This is a genomic window from Poseidonibacter ostreae, from assembly GCF_009208075.1.
Classification (GTDB): Bacteria; Campylobacterota; Campylobacteria; order Campylobacterales; family Arcobacteraceae; genus Poseidonibacter; species Poseidonibacter ostreae.
In genome coordinates this window covers 25669-43467 of record NZ_WFKJ01000010.1, presented here as the reverse complement: position 1 = coordinate 43467, position 17799 = coordinate 25669, and the positions used below count along the sequence as shown (strand labels likewise).

General features: G+C 26.3%; 20 protein-coding genes. 1 reads left to right on the top strand and 19 read right to left on the bottom strand.

Going from position 1 to position 17799, the window contains the following annotated elements; genetic code table 11:
• Positions 1-23: 23 nt before the first annotated feature.
• The 4 genes from GBG18_RS05005 to GBG18_RS04990 form a co-directional block, all read right to left on the bottom strand.
• Complete coding sequence (locus tag GBG18_RS05005) at positions 24-1199, bottom strand: OprD family outer membrane porin (protein ID WP_152188964.1); 1176 nt, start codon at positions 1197-1199, stop codon at positions 24-26.
• A gap of 271 nt (positions 1200-1470) precedes the next feature.
• Positions 1471-1773, bottom strand: coding sequence for a hypothetical protein (locus tag GBG18_RS05000; protein WP_152188962.1), 303 nt, complete (start codon positions 1771-1773; stop codon positions 1471-1473).
• A 65-nt stretch (positions 1774-1838) separates the two neighbouring features.
• Positions 1839-2522 (bottom strand): copper resistance protein B, encoded by a 684-nt coding sequence (locus GBG18_RS04995; protein WP_152188960.1) that lies wholly within the window; start codon positions 2520-2522, stop codon positions 1839-1841.
• A 10-nt stretch (positions 2523-2532) separates the two neighbouring features.
• Entirely contained in the window at positions 2533-4398 is a 1866-nt protein-coding gene (locus GBG18_RS04990; protein WP_152188958.1) for a copper resistance system multicopper oxidase, read from the bottom strand.
• A gap of 262 nt (positions 4399-4660) precedes the next feature.
• Between GBG18_RS04990 and GBG18_RS04985 the strand changes: the two genes are divergently transcribed.
• Positions 4661-5248: a TlpA family protein disulfide reductase gene (locus tag GBG18_RS04985; RefSeq protein WP_152188956.1), complete on the top strand. Its 588-nt coding sequence runs from the start codon at positions 4661-4663 to the stop codon at positions 5246-5248.
• A 230-nt stretch (positions 5249-5478) separates the two neighbouring features.
• Here the strand turns inward: GBG18_RS04985 and GBG18_RS04980 are convergent, their stop codons facing one another.
• The 15 genes from GBG18_RS04980 to GBG18_RS04910 form a co-directional block, all read right to left on the bottom strand.
• Positions 5479-5913, bottom strand: a complete 435-nt coding sequence (locus tag GBG18_RS04980) for a hypothetical protein (RefSeq protein ID WP_152188954.1) — start codon at positions 5911-5913, stop codon at positions 5479-5481.
• 258 nt (positions 5914-6171) lie between these two features.
• Positions 6172-6606 carry a hypothetical protein gene (locus tag GBG18_RS04975; protein ID WP_152188954.1) on the bottom strand — a complete coding sequence of 145 codons (435 nt, stop codon included), beginning with the start codon at positions 6604-6606 and terminating at the stop codon, positions 6172-6174.
• A gap of 258 nt (positions 6607-6864) precedes the next feature.
• Entirely contained in the window at positions 6865-7299 is a 435-nt protein-coding gene (locus GBG18_RS04970) for a hypothetical protein (RefSeq protein WP_152188954.1), read from the bottom strand.
• 258 nt (positions 7300-7557) lie between these two features.
• Positions 7558-7992, bottom strand: a complete 435-nt coding sequence (locus GBG18_RS04965; protein WP_152188954.1) for a hypothetical protein — start codon at positions 7990-7992, stop codon at positions 7558-7560.
• Positions 7993-8135: 143 nt separating this feature from the next.
• A complete protein-coding gene (locus GBG18_RS04960; RefSeq protein WP_152188953.1) occupies positions 8136-10316 on the bottom strand; it encodes a heavy metal translocating P-type ATPase in 2181 nt (726 codons plus the stop codon).
• Positions 10298-10672, bottom strand: coding sequence for an ArsR/SmtB family transcription factor (locus tag GBG18_RS04955; protein ID WP_152188951.1), 375 nt, complete (start codon positions 10670-10672; stop codon positions 10298-10300). Before GBG18_RS04955 ends, GBG18_RS04960 begins: the two co-directional genes overlap by 19 nt.
• A gap of 1 nt (position 10673) precedes the next feature.
• A complete protein-coding gene (locus GBG18_RS04950) occupies positions 10674-10880 on the bottom strand; it encodes a heavy metal transport/detoxification protein (RefSeq protein WP_152188949.1) in 207 nt (68 codons plus the stop codon).
• A gap of 221 nt (positions 10881-11101) precedes the next feature.
• Positions 11102-11284 carry a hypothetical protein gene (locus tag GBG18_RS04945; RefSeq protein ID WP_152188947.1) on the bottom strand — a complete coding sequence of 61 codons (183 nt, stop codon included), beginning with the start codon at positions 11282-11284 and terminating at the stop codon, positions 11102-11104.
• Between the two features lie 3 nt (positions 11285-11287).
• Entirely contained in the window at positions 11288-11578 is a 291-nt protein-coding gene (locus GBG18_RS04940) for a hypothetical protein (RefSeq protein WP_152188946.1), read from the bottom strand.
• A gap of 11 nt (positions 11579-11589) precedes the next feature.
• Complete coding sequence (locus GBG18_RS04935) at positions 11590-13317, bottom strand: HD domain-containing protein (protein WP_193311072.1); 1728 nt, start codon at positions 13315-13317, stop codon at positions 11590-11592.
• Positions 13310-14668, bottom strand: coding sequence for a type IV secretory system conjugative DNA transfer family protein (locus GBG18_RS04930; protein WP_152188942.1), 1359 nt, complete (start codon positions 14666-14668; stop codon positions 13310-13312). The genes GBG18_RS04935 and GBG18_RS04930 overlap by 8 nt, the downstream gene beginning before the upstream one ends.
• Positions 14661-15233, bottom strand: a complete 573-nt coding sequence (locus GBG18_RS04925) for an HD domain-containing phosphohydrolase (RefSeq protein ID WP_152188940.1) — start codon at positions 15231-15233, stop codon at positions 14661-14663. Before GBG18_RS04925 ends, GBG18_RS04930 begins: the two co-directional genes overlap by 8 nt.
• A complete protein-coding gene (locus GBG18_RS04920; RefSeq protein ID WP_152188938.1) occupies positions 15220-16008 on the bottom strand; it encodes a hypothetical protein in 789 nt (262 codons plus the stop codon). Before GBG18_RS04920 ends, GBG18_RS04925 begins: the two co-directional genes overlap by 14 nt.
• Positions 16008-16664, bottom strand: a complete 657-nt coding sequence (locus GBG18_RS04915; RefSeq protein WP_152188936.1) for a hypothetical protein — start codon at positions 16662-16664, stop codon at positions 16008-16010. The genes GBG18_RS04920 and GBG18_RS04915 overlap by 1 nt, the downstream gene beginning before the upstream one ends.
• A 1-nt stretch (position 16665) precedes the next feature.
• Positions 16666-17343 carry a hypothetical protein gene (locus GBG18_RS04910; RefSeq protein WP_152188935.1) on the bottom strand — a complete coding sequence of 226 codons (678 nt, stop codon included), beginning with the start codon at positions 17341-17343 and terminating at the stop codon, positions 16666-16668.
• Positions 17344-17799: the final 456 nt, after the last annotated feature.

Sequence of the window (17799 nt, the reverse complement as noted above, 5' to 3'; positions counted from 1 at the left end):
AATATTGTGAATTATTGAGAGTGTTAAAAAGTATATTGTATTTTAATTCTTGTTTCACTATCCGCATTAGGTCTACTATAATCTTCTGTTCCATTAACTATAGCATGTAAAAGATTTATTTTAAAATTTTTATTTACATCATAAGAAACTGTAATATCTGTTTCTTTATCATTTGACTTATTATTTTCTAAATCGGTATAAACATAAGCTAGATTGATTCCTACTTTATCAATTTTAGTACCAACATCTAATTTGTAAGCTTTTGCTCCATTAATATAAGAGAAAACACCCCCATAAATTTCATTTGCAGTTAAAGAAGTATCCGCTCCATAACCTAATCCAGATTCTACATTTCCATTAGAAATATTTTTACTTACTGCTGCATTTATAGTAAAAGCATTTATTTTTGTTCCAAGTTTAAGTGCAATAAAATTACCATCTGCTTTATTATCATCAAATTTTGTACCTATATATTGACCTGTAGCCGAAAAGTTACCTAAATTATAAGTCGAATCTAAATAAACAGTTTTAAAATTATCAATAGCATCTACATATTGAGCATTTATAGCTAAGTCTTTTATTGAAGTATTTTCTAAATAAATAGAATAAGCACCTTTTTCAAGGGTATAAGAATATGGAGAGTTAGAATATGGAGAGTTGGTAATAAAAGTCTTAACAAAATTTCCTGTATTCCCATTATTATCTGTTCTTCCTTGGAATCTATCAACATATATTAACGAAATACTAGTATTTGGTAAATCTTTGTTTGTAAAAGTATAACCTTGAAATGATTGTCTAATCATTCTTGAACCAGAACCTGCAATCAATGGTGTTCCAATATATTGTCTTCCTACTTTTACAGATGAATTACCTTTTGTATAAGAAACAAATAATTCTGATAAAACTGCCCCTGAGGCATCTTCATCTTCAGTAAATCTATTTGTACCATCAATATTACTTACACTTGAAGCTTGAAATGTTGAGCCTAAATTAAAACCATAATAATTACCTGTAAGGTAGTTTATAGACCCTCCATTATGAAAAATTGAAGAACTTCCTGTATCTGATTGTTTCTCTTGAAAATAGTAAGATTTTAATTCCCCTTTTATTTTCCCATTTTTAAATGCATCACTTAAATCTCCTGCAAATAAATTTGATGTCATTAATGTTATAGCTGACAGTAATATTGTTTTTTTCATCTTCTCTCCATTATAAGTTTAATTTGATTATATCGAAGCAGAATGTAGTATAGATGTAGTATTTAGTTATAAATTTATTGAGATATTATTAAAACTTTTTTCATTCAAAATACTTTTTTATTTTATTAAATGAAGTTGTATTCTCTAAAAAAATCTTATATGATAATGGTTTATTTAGTATTATTTTATTTAATAATATAAATCCTTAAAAGTAATCTATCTAATATATTAAAAGATAGATTTTTTATTTTAAGGTTTACATTATAACTTTTTATTTATCTTTTTTACTATTCATCTCGGCATCAGACATACCATCTTTATTCATATGATTTGTCATCTTACCTTCATGCATATGATTACCCATATGATCATTTACTTCTTTTTTCACTTCTTTATCTGGCATTCCATCTGCATTCATATGATTTGTCATCTTACCTTCATGCATATGATTACCCATATGATCATTTGAAGACTCTACTTTTGTTGAATGTTCATCAGAATGAGAACCACCTGCATATAATGCACTTCCTGCTAATAAACCTAATCCTAATAATATTGTTGATAATTTTTTCATAATTTGTCCTTTTTATTTTATTTGTAATTATATATACTTAATATGGAAGCAATGAGGAACTTCTATTAAAACCAAAATCTAACACCTGCAGTAGCATATACTTCATCTAAAGCCGACATATCATTTGTATTTCCTAAGTTTTTACTCCACTCGACACCAATATAAGGTGCAAACTCTCTTTTAACTTCATATCTAAGTCTTGTGCCTAAAGTAATATTTGAGAAACCACTACCTATTCCCATCTCTTCATTATTCTTAGTATAGGCTGCTATCCCAATACTTGGACTTAATATTAACTTTTGAGTAAGAAGAGCTTCATATTCAGCCTCTGCTCTAAGTCCAATATTTCCATCATCTCCAAGTAAAAGACTAGCTCTTGTTTCAAAGAAATATGGGGCTAAACCTTGAGCTGATAGAACACCCCATTTTTGATTAGATTCTTCATTTTTGTCGTATCCTATCCCTGCTTGAATATCCCAATAAGGAGCTATAGCTTTTGAGAAAACCAATTGATTTTCACTTTCAGCAGATTCATTTTTAGCTTTTTCACCTTCTGAATAAATATAAATTTTATTTAAATCATATCCACTATATGCAGTTATATCCCAACTTAATGTTTTTGTATCACTATATTGATATTCAAGTTGATCAACTAATAATGAACTTCTTAAAATATCACCTCCACCACCTGCATAACTTGATGTTATGAATAAACTTGCTAATGCTGTTGTTACTAATAATTTTTTCATCAAATACTCCTTAAGCCACTACGACTTTTCTAAACATTCCTGCCATATGATAAAGCAAGTGACAATGATAAGCCCAAGAACCTTTTGCATCTACATTTACACGGAAACTGATTTTTGAACCAGGTTGTGCAATAATAGTATGCTTTTTAGGAAGATAATTATCATCTCCTGTTTCTAAATCACTCCACATTCCATGTAAATGCATAGGATGATTCATCATCGTGTCATTTATATAAGTGATTCTTAATCTTTCACCATATTTAAATTCCAAAGGTTTAGCATCTTTATATGCAATTCCATTTATAGACCACATATATCTTTCCATATTTCCTGTTAAACGTAAAATTATCTCTCGATCAGGATATCTATCATGTGTTGTTGGTGTTAATGATCTTAAATCAGCATAAGTTAAAACACGTCTTCCATTATTTCTAAGCCCAACACCTGGATCATCAAGTCTATATTGAGGATCCATAGCTCTCATAGTTGTCTGAACTCCTCTTGCTTCTTCTAATTTTGTAATAGGAATTTCGGGCTTTTTTATATTCCCTCCCATCATTGAGTGATCCATAGGTTTAGACTCTTCTTGCATCATCGATGACATATCATGCCCCATTTTAGAATGATCCATCCCTTTCATATCCATAGGCATTTCAGACTTTTTCATATTTTGACCCATCATCGAATGATCCATAGGCTTATCTTTTGACATTGATCCTTTCATTGAAGACATATCATGACCTGAATGATCCATATTATTCATATCCATTCCCATATCAGAATGAGATAAGATAGGAAGAGGGTCTAAACTAGGCGTACTTGCTATTATATTTTGATCATAAGTTAAAGCACCTAATGCATAACCACTTCTATCAAGACTTTGAGCAAAAATAGCATATGAAGTATTTGTTTCAGGTTCAACAATAACATCATAAGTTTCAGCAACACCTATTCTAAACTCATCTACGGCTACAGGTTGTACATAATTTCCATCAGCCGCAACTACAGTCATTTTAAGACCAGGAATACATACATCAAAGAATGTCATAGCGGAACTGTTAATAAAACGTAGTCTTATTTTCTCACCATTTTTAAATAAAGCTTTAAAATTTGTTGCAGGATTTTGACCATTCATAAGATAAGTATATGTATATCCTGTTACATCAGATAAATCTCTATCAGTCATAGCCATTTCATTCCACATTTTCCGTTGATTAAAAGCTCCCATAAAACCTAGGTCTTTTACTTCATCAAAAAAGTCTCCAACTGTTCTTTGTTTAAAATTATAATAATCAGCTGATAGTTTTATTTTTCTATAAACATTATCAGGTTTTTCATCTGACCAATCAGATAAAGAAATTACATATTCTTTATCATATGTTAATTTTTCTTCTTTTGGTTCAATTACAATTGCACCATAAACACCTGATTGTTCTTGAAAACCTGAATGAGAATGATACCAATACGTTCCACTTTGAACTATTGGGAAAGTATATGTAAATGTTTTTCCTGGCTTAATTCCATCAAAACTAATTCCGGGTACTCCATCCATTGCAGGAGGTAAAATAAGCCCATGCCAATGGATAGAAGTGTCTTCACTAAGGTTATTAGTTACATTAATTGTAACAGTATCTCCTTCTTTCCATCTAAGTGTTGGACCACTTAACATTCCATTTACTGTTGTAGCAACACTTGGATTACCAGTAATATTTACAGAAGTTTTTTCTATACTTAAATTAAACTCTGTTCCACTTATTTCTTTAGTTTCTTTTCTACTTGATATTTTTGTACTTGCACTTAAATTTATTGGTATGGAAGTAAGTAAACTTGTTGCAATTACTCCTTTTACAAAAGTTCTTCTATTCAGAGTTTTCATAAATTTTCCTTTTATTTTAAATTATTTATTATTGATAGTACTTCTTTTATGAGGAATAAGTGTGTAGAAAAAAGAATATAAAACTTCTAAAACAAATAATTCAAGACTTATCAATGAATTTCTTTTTTGAAAAAGAAGAAGCTACAAAACTTTTAAAAGAACTTTCTACTCTTGAGTAAAGATATTTATTAACTATTAACTTATTTTTACTATAATTTCAAGTAATAATATATAAATATTAAGATAATAACCAAGGATAATCGTGAAAATTAATTATACTTTTGCAGCACTGCTTACAGCACTTTTTTTATTTACAGGTTGTGATTCTAAATCTGAGATTGATCAGAATTTAATTGCAAATACTAAAAACAATACGCCATATGTAAAAAAGTTTGTATCTAAGACATTTAAACTTATAACTACTGATGGTAAAATAATAGAACTTACAAGTACAGAAGAAGGTTTAGATTTTAAAGATTATAAAGGTAAAAAAGCTATTTTACTTGATTTCTTTGCAACATGGTGTCCTCCATGTATTAAAGGTCTTCCTGTTTTAAAAGAGTTAAGAGAAAAATATAAAGATGATTTTGAAATAGTATCTGTACTTTTTGAGAAAGAAGAAGATAAACCTACATCTGAAATTATTGAGTTTATTGAAAAATATGGTATTACATATCCTATAACTGTTGGTGAAGAAAACTTTAAATTAGCAAAAGATTTAGACGATGTTCAAAGAATTCCTGAACTATTTTTATTTTCTAAAGATGGAGAGTTTGTTAAAAAATTTCTTGGAGAAACAGACTTAGAAACATATGAAAAATATCTTAAAATGGCTATAGGTAAAAAATAAACTTGAGATATTATAATCTCAGTTTAGTCATTTTAATGAACAAGTTCTTTAATTGATGATAAATTCAATACTCTAATAATGCGTATAATATTTTCATTCTAGTTGGATTATTTAAATTTAAGAATAGTTGTATTGGTATAATTTGATGTTTAAAGAGTAAAGGGGTGAAGAAATATTAAATTCTTCTAGACTTACTATTAAAATTTATGAGTGTAAGTCTAGAATAGAAACTAGCAATTTTTTAAGTAACTATGATTTGCATTATGTTCACTTGAATTCATGGCACATAAAATTTCATCTTTATTGTTACTTAATATATAATCTGGTGTATCATCATTCTCTGCTGGATAAAATGCTAATAAGGTATTCGCATCAATTGTTGATGTTGATGAAACGCTAACTGTATTTAAATTTTCAACTTTATTTTCTACAAGATAATCTGGTGTATCATCATTCTCTGCTGGATAAAATGCTAGAAATGCATTTGAATCAATTGTTGATGCGGATGAAACTCTTACTGTATTTAAATTTTCAACTTTATTTTCTACAAGATAATCTGGTGTATCATCATTTTCTGGTGGATAGAAAGCTGAGAAATCGTTCTGTGCATATAGTGAAGCTGCTAATAAACTTGCTAATAAACCTGTTGTTATAATCTTTTTCATTTTTAATCCTTTGATTTTTTATATGGTGTATTATAAAGAGTTAATAAGGAAGGAATGAGGAAAATAATTAATATTTAAAACTTTTTGGAAATAAATTATTCTAATAATGCGTATAATATTTTCATTCTAGTTGGATTATTTAAATTTAAGAATAGTTGTATTGGTATAATTTGATGTTTAAAGAGTAAAGGGGTGAAGAAATATTAAATTCTTCTAGACTTACTATTAAAATTTATGAGTGTAAGTCTAGAATAGAAACTAGCAATTTTTTAAGTAACTATGATTTGCATTATGTTCACTTGAATTCATGGCACATAAAATTTCATCTTTATTGTTACTTAATATATAATCTGGTGTATCATCATTCTCTGCTGGATAAAATGCTAATAAGGTATTCGCATCAATTGTTGATGTTGATGAAACGCTAACTGTATTTAAATTTTCAACTTTATTTTCTACAAGATAATCTGGTGTATCATCATTCTCTGCTGGATAAAATGCTAGAAATGCATTTGAATCAATTGTTGATGCGGATGAAACTCTTACTGTATTTAAATTTTCAACTTTATTTTCTACAAGATAATCTGGTGTATCATCATTTTCTGGTGGATAGAAAGCTGAGAAATCGTTCTGTGCATATAGTGAAGCTGCTAATAAACTTGCTAATAAACCTGTTGTTATAATCTTTTTCATTTTTAATCCTTTGATTTTTTATATGGTGTATTATAAAGAGTTAATAAGGAAGGAATGAGGAAAATAATTAATATTTAAAACTTTTTGGAAATAAATTATTCTAATAATGCGTATAATATTTTCATTCTAGTTGGATTATTTAAATTTAAGAATAGTTGTATTGGTATAATTTGATGTTTAAAGAGTAAAGGGGTGAAGAAATATTAAATTCTTCTAGACTTACTATTAAAATTTATGAGTGTAAGTCTAGAATAGAAACTAGCAATTTTTTAAGTAACTATGATTTGCATTATGTTCACTTGAATTCATGGCACATAAAATTTCATCTTTATTGTTACTTAATATATAATCTGGTGTATCATCATTCTCTGCTGGATAAAATGCTAATAAGGTATTCGCATCAATTGTTGATGTTGATGAAACGCTAACTGTATTTAAATTTTCAACTTTATTTTCTACAAGATAATCTGGTGTATCATCATTCTCTGCTGGATAAAATGCTAGAAATGCATTTGAATCAATTGTTGATGCGGATGAAACTCTTACTGTATTTAAATTTTCAACTTTATTTTCTACAAGATAATCTGGTGTATCATCATTTTCTGGTGGATAGAAAGCTGAGAAATCGTTCTGTGCATATAGTGAAGCTGCTAATAAACTTGCTAATAAACCTGTTGTTATAATCTTTTTCATTTTTAATCCTTTGATTTTTTATATGGTGTATTATAAAGAGTTAATAAGGAAGGAATGAGGAAAATAATTAATATTTAAAACTTTTTGGAAATAAATTATTCTAATAATGCGTATAATATTTTCATTCTAGTTGGATTATTTAAATTTAAGAATAGTTGTATTGGTATAATTTGATGTTTAAAGAGTAAAGGGGTGAAGAAATATTAAATTCTTCTAGACTTACTATTAAAATTTATGAGTGTAAGTCTAGAATAGAAACTAGCAATTTTTTAAGTAACTATGATTTGCATTATGTTCACTTGAATTCATGGCACATAAAATTTCATCTTTATTGTTACTTAATATATAATCTGGTGTATCATCATTCTCTGCTGGATAAAATGCTAATAAGGTATTCGCATCAATTGTTGATGTTGATGAAACGCTAACTGTATTTAAATTTTCAACTTTATTTTCTACAAGATAATCTGGTGTATCATCATTCTCTGCTGGATAAAATGCTAGAAATGCATTTGAATCAATTGTTGATGCGGATGAAACTCTTACTGTATTTAAATTTTCAACTTTATTTTCTACAAGATAATCTGGTGTATCATCATTTTCTGGTGGATAGAAAGCTGAGAAATCGTTCTGTGCATATAGTGAAGCTGCTAATAAACTTGCTAATAAACCTGTTGTTATAATCTTTTTCATTTTTAATCCTTTGATTTTTTATATGGTGTATTATAAAGAGTTAGTAAGGAAGGAATGAGGAAAACAATTAATATTTAATTTTTTTAGAAAAAAGACCTCCAATTATAAAATTGAAGGTTTTTAGAAGTAGGAGAGGAGAAGAATTATAGTTTTTTCATTTTTAATCGTAGAGAATTTAAAACAACAGTAACAGAACTAAAACTCATTGCAATCCCTGCATACATAGGTGTTAGCATGATTCCAAAGAATGGATATAAAATACCTGCTGCAATTGGAATACCTAAAGCATTGTATATAAATGCCCAAAATAAGTTTTGTTTTACTATTTTCATAGTTTCAATAGATAAGTTAATACTTCGTATAATAGACATTAGTTCATTGTTAATCAAAATAATATCTCCAGCATCTTTACTAATATCAGCTCCTGAATTTAATGTTATACCAATATCTGATTGTTTAATAGATGGAGCATCATTTATACCATCACCTATAAACATTACTTTACTTTCTTTTTGTAATTCTTTTATTATTTCATATTTTTGGGTTGGTATTACTTCACTATATACTGTATCAATGTTAAGTTTATTAGCAATCTTTGAAGCTGTAACTTTATTATCACCTGTTAATAAAATAGGTTTTATATCTAATTCTTTTAAAGCTTGAATTACTTCAACAGCATCTTCTTTTAATGTATCTTCTAAAGAAAAAGAACCAATTGTTTTTTTATTAATTGCAGATAAAATAACTCCATTTGATTTTTCTAGTTCTTTTGTATAAAAGTCTAAATGATTTGCATCTATTATTACATTATGCTCATCTAAAAGCTTTTTATTTCCAAGAAGAACTTCATCCCCATTTACAATAGCTTTTATACCTTTTCCAGCAAGGATTTGTATATCTTTTATCTCTTCATTTATATTTAAATCTTTTTTTTCTATATAAGAAACAATAGCTTTTGAGATTGGATGTTCACTGTATTTTTCAATAGAACCAATTAGTTCAAAGTATTTTTCATCAATATCAGTATTTGATACTACAATCTTACCCTTTGTTAAAGTTCCAGTTTTATCAAATACTGCATATTTAATCTCTTTAATTTGTTCTAATATTTCAGGATTTTTAATCAAAATCCCCTCTTTAGCACCTCTACTAACTGAACTTACAATTGCAATTGGAGTTGCAAGACCTAAGGCACAAGGACATGAAATAATTAAAACACTAATACTTGCAATAATAGCACTTTGGAAATCTCCTAAAATAAATCCCCATACTATAAATGTTAAAAGAGAAATACCAATTACACTTGGAACAAAGATATTTGCAATTTTATCAGCAAATCTACTTATTGGTATTTGTTTACTTTGAGCAGATTTTAATAAATTTATTATTTTTGATAAAGTTGTATCATTTGATTCTTTGATTACAGTTACTGTTATTACACCATTTGTATTTAAGGTTCCAGAAAGTACTTCCTCTCCTATATTTTTAAATACAGGAAGAGATTCTCCTGAAATCATAGAAGTGTCTATATCTGCTCCACCATGTGTTATTATTCCATCAGCAGGTATTTTTTCTCCCGTTTTAATTAAAACTCTATCACCTATTTTTAAACTACTTGCTAAAACATTTTGGATACTTTTATCTTCTAAAAGTAAATTTGCATTATTTGGAGCTAAAGTCATAAGTTTTTTTAAAAAACCACTTGCTTTTTGTTTTGAATTCTCTTCTAGGTATCTTCCTAATAAAACAAAACTAATAATAACAGCAGCCCCATCAAAGTACATAAACCGTAAATACTCAGGAAATAAAGAAGGGAGGAATACTACAACTGAAGAATAGAAGTATGCTGCACTTGTACCTAAAGCTACTAAAACATTCATGTCATAGTTTTTATTAATTACTGATTTGTATGATAATTTGTAAAATCTAGCTCCACAATAAAATTGAACTATTGAAGCTAAGGCAAAAATTATATATTTATTTATATTCTCATCAAGTAAAGAAGAAAAAGCTAATATAAAAATAGCTATTGTAATTGAGATAGATATCATAAATATTTTTCTTAATTTCTTAAAACTTATTAATTGTTCTTTTTCTAAAGCATCAAAATCTTCTTCTACTTTATAACCAAGTTTTTCTATATCAAGGGATAACTTATCTTTAGAATAAAGCTTTGTATCAATTTCAAACTCACCTTCATTAGTAGAAAAACTTACTTTTGTTTTAAGAACACCCTCTTTTTTATTTAGAAACTTTTCAATACCATTAGAACAATTAACACAAGTCATTCCAGAAATATTAAGACTTATTCTCTGTTTTGACATATCAGCTCCTTATTCTTTAAAAGTAACAATAACATCTCTCTTATATACTCATCTTTTATATAATAAAAAGACATTTTTTTATCTTTTTTAAAATCTACTATTCCATATTTTCTTAAAGTTCTTAATTGATGAGAGACATGTGATTGTGGTATACCTAAAACATTTACCATCTCTCCTACACAAATTTCGTACTCTAGTAATGCATATAATATTTTCATTCTAATTGGATCACTTAGAGCTTTATAAACATTTGATATAGAAAGAAGAACATCATCTTTGGGTAAAGCATTCTTTATATCAGAGATATAACTAATATCTTCACAACAGGAACGAATTAATTTATTAGAATCACTCATTCTAATCCTCTATAATTTGAAAGCCAAGAGCTGACATTTCTTTTTTAAATTCTGATTCTTGGGTATTATCTTTTATTTCAACAATTACTTCTTTTGGATTAGTTTCAAGGTTAATTTTTATATCTCCAAATTTATCTTCTAGTGATGCTTTAATTAGATTTGCACAATTAATGCAAGAAATATTATTTGTTTTAAAATTTTTAGTCATGATTAAGTCCTTACATATGATATATGTATCATATGAAAATTATATCATATTATAGTTAATGATTAGTAATGATATAATTATAATATTTGCTATAAAGTAGAAAACTCTTTTATATTATTAAAAAGTTCAATCGTATAATCATTAATAGATATGCATAGTTTTACTTAATTACTAAAAGATTTAATATAATAATAAGTTTATTTTTTAATACAATACCTCATTCATTTATCTTCCTCTTTTTGAGTAATACTTTTCTTAGGCTTCTCAATTAATCTACTCTTCTTAAAAGCCAAATAACCTAGCAGTTGACCTGTTTTTCCTGAATTCTTTTTATGTAGCATAAAGTTTTCGTGCTCTTCATCATTAAGTGTTATAACTACTCTATTTATATTCTCATTACTCATAATTTACTTTCCTTCTTCTATTACAATTTCATTAATATTTTTTAGGTTATTCTCAACTGCCATTTCATTGATAAATGAATTTAATTTTTTAATAATAAAGACAACATCTTCTCTTTTCTCATTAAAATATTCAATTTCAACATTCTTTGTTCCTACATTATTTCTAAGATATTTATATACCTTATCAATATTAGGTATTAACTCTGCTAGTAATTTTGCTTCTGGTGTATTGCAAATTAATACTTTACTATTAGGATTTTTTGCTAATTCCATCTTTTTAGATAAATCTCTCATGTCATTTCCTTTTACTTATTTGCTTCAGTTATAAAGTATTTTTTTATTGGGCTATTCATTTTTTCTTCAATCATATTTTCGATATCTATATTTAGTTTATTCATTGGCATTTTTATTAAACTAACAACATTACTTAATTTCTCATCTACATTTATATAATTAATATTAAACTTTTTATAAAACTGTGTTTCATTATAAAAATGAATTATTTCTAATTCTTTTAATATTTTAAAGAAGTTATGATCTTTCATATCATTAAATGCTAATTTCTTTTCTTCTATATGCTCAAATACTTCTTTAATACCTTGATATGTGAAATAAATATTTTCTTCATCAGAAATTGATTTTAAAAAATCTTTTGGATTATCAATCAAATCTTTTTCTCTTAAAACTAGACTATCACCTCTTTTTGTATATCTATTAATATTTTTCTTTATGAATTCAATAAGTTTTTCGGTATCTCGCTCTTTATCATTTTCAACTTTATTTATAACCTCTGAAGAAACAATAGATTTAGCTTTATTATATTCCTCTTCATTAATAGCTACAATTTCCTCTTGAGCAGTAGATATCTTCTTTTCATTTTCTAATTCTTTGATTAAAGCATTTTTTTCTTCAAGTTGTTTTTTTAGCTTGTCATTTTGGATTTTATCATCAGATAATTTTTTTTCTCTTTCGTATTTTTCAATTTTTTCTTGAGCTGCTTGTTTTAATTCAATAATTAATTCTCTAGATTCTTTCTTTCTTGCTTCTTTATCTGCAATGAATATTAGTTTTGAAAGTTTGTCACTAGGAAGTGTTGAACCATGATGCTCTTTAATTGACTTACTTATCATTTCTTTTTCATCAAAATTACCAATCTTTTCAATAAAATTTTTAAAGTAAGCTATTGATATATCAGTATGATTCATATCTTTAACTATAACCTCATCAAGACCTATTTCTTTTAGAAAGTTATTATTAATTATTTTACCAATATCATGAGAAAGTGCCGAAATTATTACTGTAGAAAGTTTTAAACTATCAACTGAAAATTCACCTTCATTTTCTATTTTTCTAAACTCTTCTATTGCATGAGTAACTACATTAATAGTATGTTCTACTAATGAAATTTGACTTAAAAGTTTGACATTTGATTTACCTGTATTAAACTCTTTAAAATAGTTTTGGTCATTTATATATGTATTTTCTGTATCAGCATTATAGCTTGGTACACTACTTACTTTTAAGTTATTGTCCAAAAATGCTAATACTTCATTTATTATATATAGTTCTTCATCTTTAAAGTATCTAATATTACTTATAATGTTTTCAGAATTGAATCTTTGTATTCTCTTACTATTATAAATTTTATCATTTATTGCTCTAATTAAAAATGGTGAATGATTGTATTCTTTTACTATCCTTTCTTTTTCAACTTCTTCTATTTCATTTGTCCATATATGAGCTATATCCTCAAGTTTGATTTCTATTTTTTTATTATGATTTAATTGTGTGTAAAAATAAAGAGTAATAGTAAAAAAACATAGTGTTATACCTACAAGTATTAATATAATTGCAGTCGGATTATAATGAAATGAGTCTATCCAATTAAAAAAATTTAAATCAAGTTCTTTTGTTAAATATAAATTTAGTAATAAACCAAAGAAATACATTAATAGAAAATAGAAAATAGTCTGTTTTAATAATATTCTTACATACTTATATCTATAAAGAAACTTTACAACTAATTCAATCATTTTCTTTTCTCTCATTTCTTATAATATTTGGTAAAAGTATTTTAATATCTGGCTCACCTAAAGGATCTGTTTTTCCTTTGAATATACCTTCAAAACCAAAGTAATAAAATTCTCTTTTTTCTAATCTTAATAAATCTGTTTCTCTAATTACATCTTCTTCAACTTCTGTACCTCTTAGTCCACCATGAAGATTAAGCTGTACAGTATTTCTAAACATAGTTCCACCATATGTGGTAAGCATTTTTGCACTTGAAATATCATTTATACGCATAAGTATTTTTGTATTGGTGTTATCAAATATCTTTCTTGCTTTATCTTCTCCAATAACTGCAACGATATCAGCAGGTGATTGGGTTAGTGCAACTATAAAACAATTACATCCCCCTGCTTTATTAAACATATCATCTATTCCATTGTAAACAATATTTGAAAATTCATCTCCATATATTACAAGTGGTCGTTCAAACTTCCTACCTGAAGCATAGAACCTACCAACTAAAGATTGTATCATTGAGATAATTACTCTACCTAACATAAAAGATGCTCTTGGTTGAAGTAATGCAGCACTTTGAACGTATAAAATTGCACCCTTCCCTTCTTCAAGTCTATTAAGAAAATCATTGTTCTTTGATCTTGATACTACTTCAGCAGTATTTCCCAAACTAAGTTGCATAATTGCTGATTTAAGAGTTTTACTAACCTTATTAAAATATTCTGGACCAGAATCTAAAATATCATCAATCTGTCCTACTATTATTTTTGAATCAGTATCTTCAAATTTTAATAATCTATCTCTTAATTCTGTAAACTTACCATATGGTAGCCATTTCATAAAATCATTAAAAGTAAAATACTTATCAAAACCTTCATCTTCTCTAACTTTAATTATTCCTCTTACGATAACTGTAGTAGTGTCATAAGCTACATTATAGAAGAACTCATCAGTACTTGGTACTGTAGACATAATATGTGATATAGGTTCTTCTGGTGTGTGAAAGTTTGCTAAAGGATTTATTTTTGCTGATAAATCTGGTGTTAATGAATTAATTAAAGTAATTTCATTTTCTCTACCACAACTACTTGCTACTTGAAATACTCTAGAAAATAAATCAATATCTATTTTTGGGTCAATTATAATTACATTCTTTCCATTTTCTATATCTTGAATAATTCCATTTTCCACTAATCTAGTTTTTCCTACTCTTGTAGTTCCAAATACTATTGTATGCCCTCTTCTATTTGCATCTTCTTGAAAAATATCAAGAAAATTTAGTCTTTCATGGTCATCTAATGAATAACCTTTTCCTATATGAATTCCTTCTTTTTTCTTTTTTTTGAAAACTTTAAACATTTATTATAAACCTTTCATAATATTCTGTTAAATCTGCTCTAATTTTTATCATTTCTGGATTTTTAAATAAGCTATTATTTTTATATCTTCTAGTAATTTCTTCTATAGCTTCATCTAATGTTAGTACCTGGTCATAATTAAAATATTCAATAGTTAAATCAATAAATTCATCTGCGATATTTATATACCCAATAAGCTTATTACTTTGCTGCTCTTTAAAATAACCCAAGCCATTAGGGTATTCATGATGTAATTCAACTATTTTTGCTAATTGAGTGAATCCTGTTCTAGTTAAATAGTTCTTACTTACCTTTACATGTCTTTTTACTATGTTAATTCTTTCTGCTCTTGTATGATCTTTTAATAATGATTCTTCAAGACTTAAAAATCCAATATTACATAAATATGATGCACTTACATAATCTTTAATTTCTTTTTCTGATAAGTGCTTTTTTTCTATTAAGAATTCAAATAATCTTCCTGTATGAATCATCTTTTTATAAAGTTTTGGCTTTAAAATTTTTAAGCTATTTAATAAAAATTCTGTCTTTTTAATATTCGTCATAAGTTTTCCCCCCTTTTACTTGTTTAACTACTCTTACTATCCCTGTAGTAATTACAATAATGTATGGAATAACTGCAAAAATAACTAGTCCTATAAAAGTGTTTATCGTTGTTTCTTTTAATGATGGGATAATATAATTTATATAGTAGTTCCATAAATCATCATTTGTTAAAATATAATTATCTGGTAAAAAGAACTCTACAATTACAGTAAAAAAGGAAAGGAAATGATATGTTGCTTCTTGACTATTCATTGAAACTTCATAAATTGCACTAAACAAAAAAAACACAATTAGTGCTTTTGCTAAAAATGCTAATGTTCTTCCTGTAAGTAATGATAAAGTAGCTTTCTTAGTTATTGAACCATGATAAAACCTTGCAAGTGTACTTAACCAGATGGTTAATATAATCATTGGAAAATAACTAATCATGAACCAAATAAACTTTTCATTAGCTGTTAATCCTTGATTTAAAAAATATTCTTTAAATGTCGGGTATATTACTTGAAGAAAAATTATCATATTAATTAAAACAATTCCTTCTATAAACCCATTAACAAAACCAATTTTAAAAAACTCTATAACTTTTCCTAGTGTAAAGAAATTTGAATTAATATGTTTTTTTTGTTCTTTCTCAAATACAGAATATTGTTGTATTTCTGAAGCTGCACCAATTAAGGTAGTGGATTCCTTGTCATTATGATTTTTATCATTACTATTATCATCATTATTTAACCCCTGTGTTGCTCTATCTAAATCAAAGCCTGTATCTACCATTAGTTTTCCTTCTTGTTATATATAATTTTTTCTTTTTTAAAATATAATCTTATTCTTGTTATCTCATCTTTATTTGGTCTATCGCCTTGATATAAGAAAGATAGTAATATATTTGATTTATATTTATTCACTTTAAATCTACAATCTAATTTGAACATTCTGTCTAATATAACTTGCCCTACTTTATGGTGATTTTCAATTACTTTATAAATCTTTTTTTTATTGTTATACTTTTCAATGAATAAATAGTATTTCTCTGCAAGCTTTAACTCGCCTACTTCACGCTTATCAACAAAACCATATTTGTCTAAAAAACTTACATAACATCCATGTTGAGTTTTTTTATATACTGTACATATTTGAACTGAATATTGTAATTTATAGTTGTTATTGATTTTTGAATTATTTTCTATGTATTTTTTAATAAAGTTGGATAGTTCTTGTTTTATCTTTTTGATTAATCTATCACTTATAGTGATTTTTTTATCAGATTCTAAGAATCTTACTGCTGATTTTGTTATATAAATTTGTTTATTGAAGTAGTCTTCAATGATACTTTTAACTTCATTAATTATTATAAAAGAATCATATTGAGGGATACTGTGTTCCTTGCAATATTCATTTGATATTTCTATAATATTTATTTTATTTTTCATATTAATCTAGTAATTGTTCTTTGAAGTATTTTTTAGTTTTTTTAACGAATATTCTTAAACTGTAATCTGATTTAACCTCATCAAGTTCAAGCATTCCCTTATATGAAACACCTTCATAGTATAATTTTTCAAACATTACTTTTTCTGTATTGTCTAAGTCTGCTAAGTAATTATTAATAATGTATTTTGTTTTTATGTCAAAATCAGCATTATTGTCTAAATCACCATCATACTCTGGTAGAATAACTCTAGTTTTTTTTAAGTTATTATTACTGCTATCACTATCACTATCACTAACTGAATTATAGAAATCACTTTTCTTTCTACTTCTAACTCCATATGCATCACTTGTTATATTTGATATCTTTCTTCCTAAAAATCTAATTTCTTTTTTCAGTTCTAATATCTTGTATTCTTTATTAATGATTTTCATTAATTTTTTATTAGTTTTTATATCTATCATTAATTCTTTTTTTCTATTAGTAATATTCTTTGTAATCTCATCATATTCTTTAATATTTGCATTCTTATTAATCTCAATTAAAAGACCCTCACAAATTATTTGAACAATATCATCTTTACCATCCTTTAAATTGTATCTTATCAGTTGTCTTGAGATGCAGTAAAAGAGATATGCTTTTTCATCTTTATTAAATTTTAAGAAATCAAATAATTCCATTCTAATCTTGGTGAAAGTGAATCTACTATTTTCCATTTTTTATTCCAAATTAAATATTTTTTAACTTATATATTAAAAGTAAATTATTATACATAAATTATAAACATATTATAATTAAATGCATAAAATTATGCAATATAATTTACAAATAATTAACATTATTTACATAAAGTTAATATATTGTTTATGAATACTTGACAAATTGATTTTAAATTGTTAGAATCTGGAACTTTTTTTTACTAGGTTTTATCTTTTTTTGTTTCTGCAACACAGATAATTACCCTTAACTCACTTTTTTGTTGAGTTTAAATGTGCAGAGTTTCTATCGGTAAACTTAATATTGCCGAGTTTAAACCCCTTAAATTGCGAGGAAACCACCTAGAAAGTGGACATTGTATTTGATGTGCTTGTCAAATACCTAATACCTAAAATATTAGTAGGTTTGTTATACTGCCT

What these genes read in the sequence shown, in the direction of transcription:
- GBG18_RS05005 (WP_152188964.1), bottom strand. Translation starts at nt 1,199, where the DNA reads ATGAAAAAAACAATATTACTGTCAGCTATAACATTAATGACATCAAAT.
- GBG18_RS05000 (WP_152188962.1), bottom strand. Translation starts at nt 1,773, where the DNA reads ATGAAAAAATTATCAACAATATTATTAGGATTAGGTTTATTAGCAGGA.
- GBG18_RS04995 (WP_152188960.1), bottom strand. Translation starts at nt 2,522, where the DNA reads ATGAAAAAATTATTAGTAACAACAGCATTAGCAAGTTTATTCATAACA.
- GBG18_RS04990 (WP_152188958.1), bottom strand. Translation starts at nt 4,398, where the DNA reads ATGAAAACTCTGAATAGAAGAACTTTTGTAAAAGGAGTAATTGCAACA.
- GBG18_RS04980 (WP_152188954.1), bottom strand. Translation starts at nt 5,913, where the DNA reads ATGAAAAAGATTATAACAACAGGTTTATTAGCAAGTTTATTAGCAGCT.
- GBG18_RS04975 (WP_152188954.1), bottom strand. Translation starts at nt 6,606, where the DNA reads ATGAAAAAGATTATAACAACAGGTTTATTAGCAAGTTTATTAGCAGCT.
- GBG18_RS04970 (WP_152188954.1), bottom strand. Translation starts at nt 7,299, where the DNA reads ATGAAAAAGATTATAACAACAGGTTTATTAGCAAGTTTATTAGCAGCT.
- GBG18_RS04965 (WP_152188954.1), bottom strand. Translation starts at nt 7,992, where the DNA reads ATGAAAAAGATTATAACAACAGGTTTATTAGCAAGTTTATTAGCAGCT.
- GBG18_RS04960 (WP_152188953.1), bottom strand. Translation starts at nt 10,316, where the DNA reads ATGTCAAAACAGAGAATAAGTCTTAATATTTCTGGAATGACTTGTGTT.
- GBG18_RS04955 (WP_152188951.1), bottom strand. Translation starts at nt 10,672, where the DNA reads ATGAGTGATTCTAATAAATTAATTCGTTCCTGTTGTGAAGATATTAGT.
- GBG18_RS04950 (WP_152188949.1), bottom strand. Translation starts at nt 10,880, where the DNA reads ATGACTAAAAATTTTAAAACAAATAATATTTCTTGCATTAATTGTGCA.
- GBG18_RS04945 (WP_152188947.1), bottom strand. Translation starts at nt 11,284, where the DNA reads ATGAGTAATGAGAATATAAATAGAGTAGTTATAACACTTAATGATGAA.
- GBG18_RS04940 (WP_152188946.1), bottom strand. Translation starts at nt 11,578, where the DNA reads ATGAGAGATTTATCTAAAAAGATGGAATTAGCAAAAAATCCTAATAGT.
- GBG18_RS04935 (WP_193311072.1), bottom strand. Translation starts at nt 13,317, where the DNA reads ATGATTGAATTAGTTGTAAAGTTTCTTTATAGATATAAGTATGTAAGA.
- GBG18_RS04930 (WP_152188942.1), bottom strand. Translation starts at nt 14,668, where the DNA reads ATGTTTAAAGTTTTCAAAAAAAAGAAAAAAGAAGGAATTCATATAGGA.
- GBG18_RS04925 (WP_152188940.1), bottom strand. Translation starts at nt 15,233, where the DNA reads ATGACGAATATTAAAAAGACAGAATTTTTATTAAATAGCTTAAAAATT.
- GBG18_RS04920 (WP_152188938.1), bottom strand. Translation starts at nt 16,008, where the DNA reads ATGGTAGATACAGGCTTTGATTTAGATAGAGCAACACAGGGGTTAAAT.
- GBG18_RS04915 (WP_152188936.1), bottom strand. Translation starts at nt 16,664, where the DNA reads ATGAAAAATAAAATAAATATTATAGAAATATCAAATGAATATTGCAAG.
- GBG18_RS04910 (WP_152188935.1), bottom strand. Translation starts at nt 17,343, where the DNA reads ATGGAATTATTTGATTTCTTAAAATTTAATAAAGATGAAAAAGCATAT.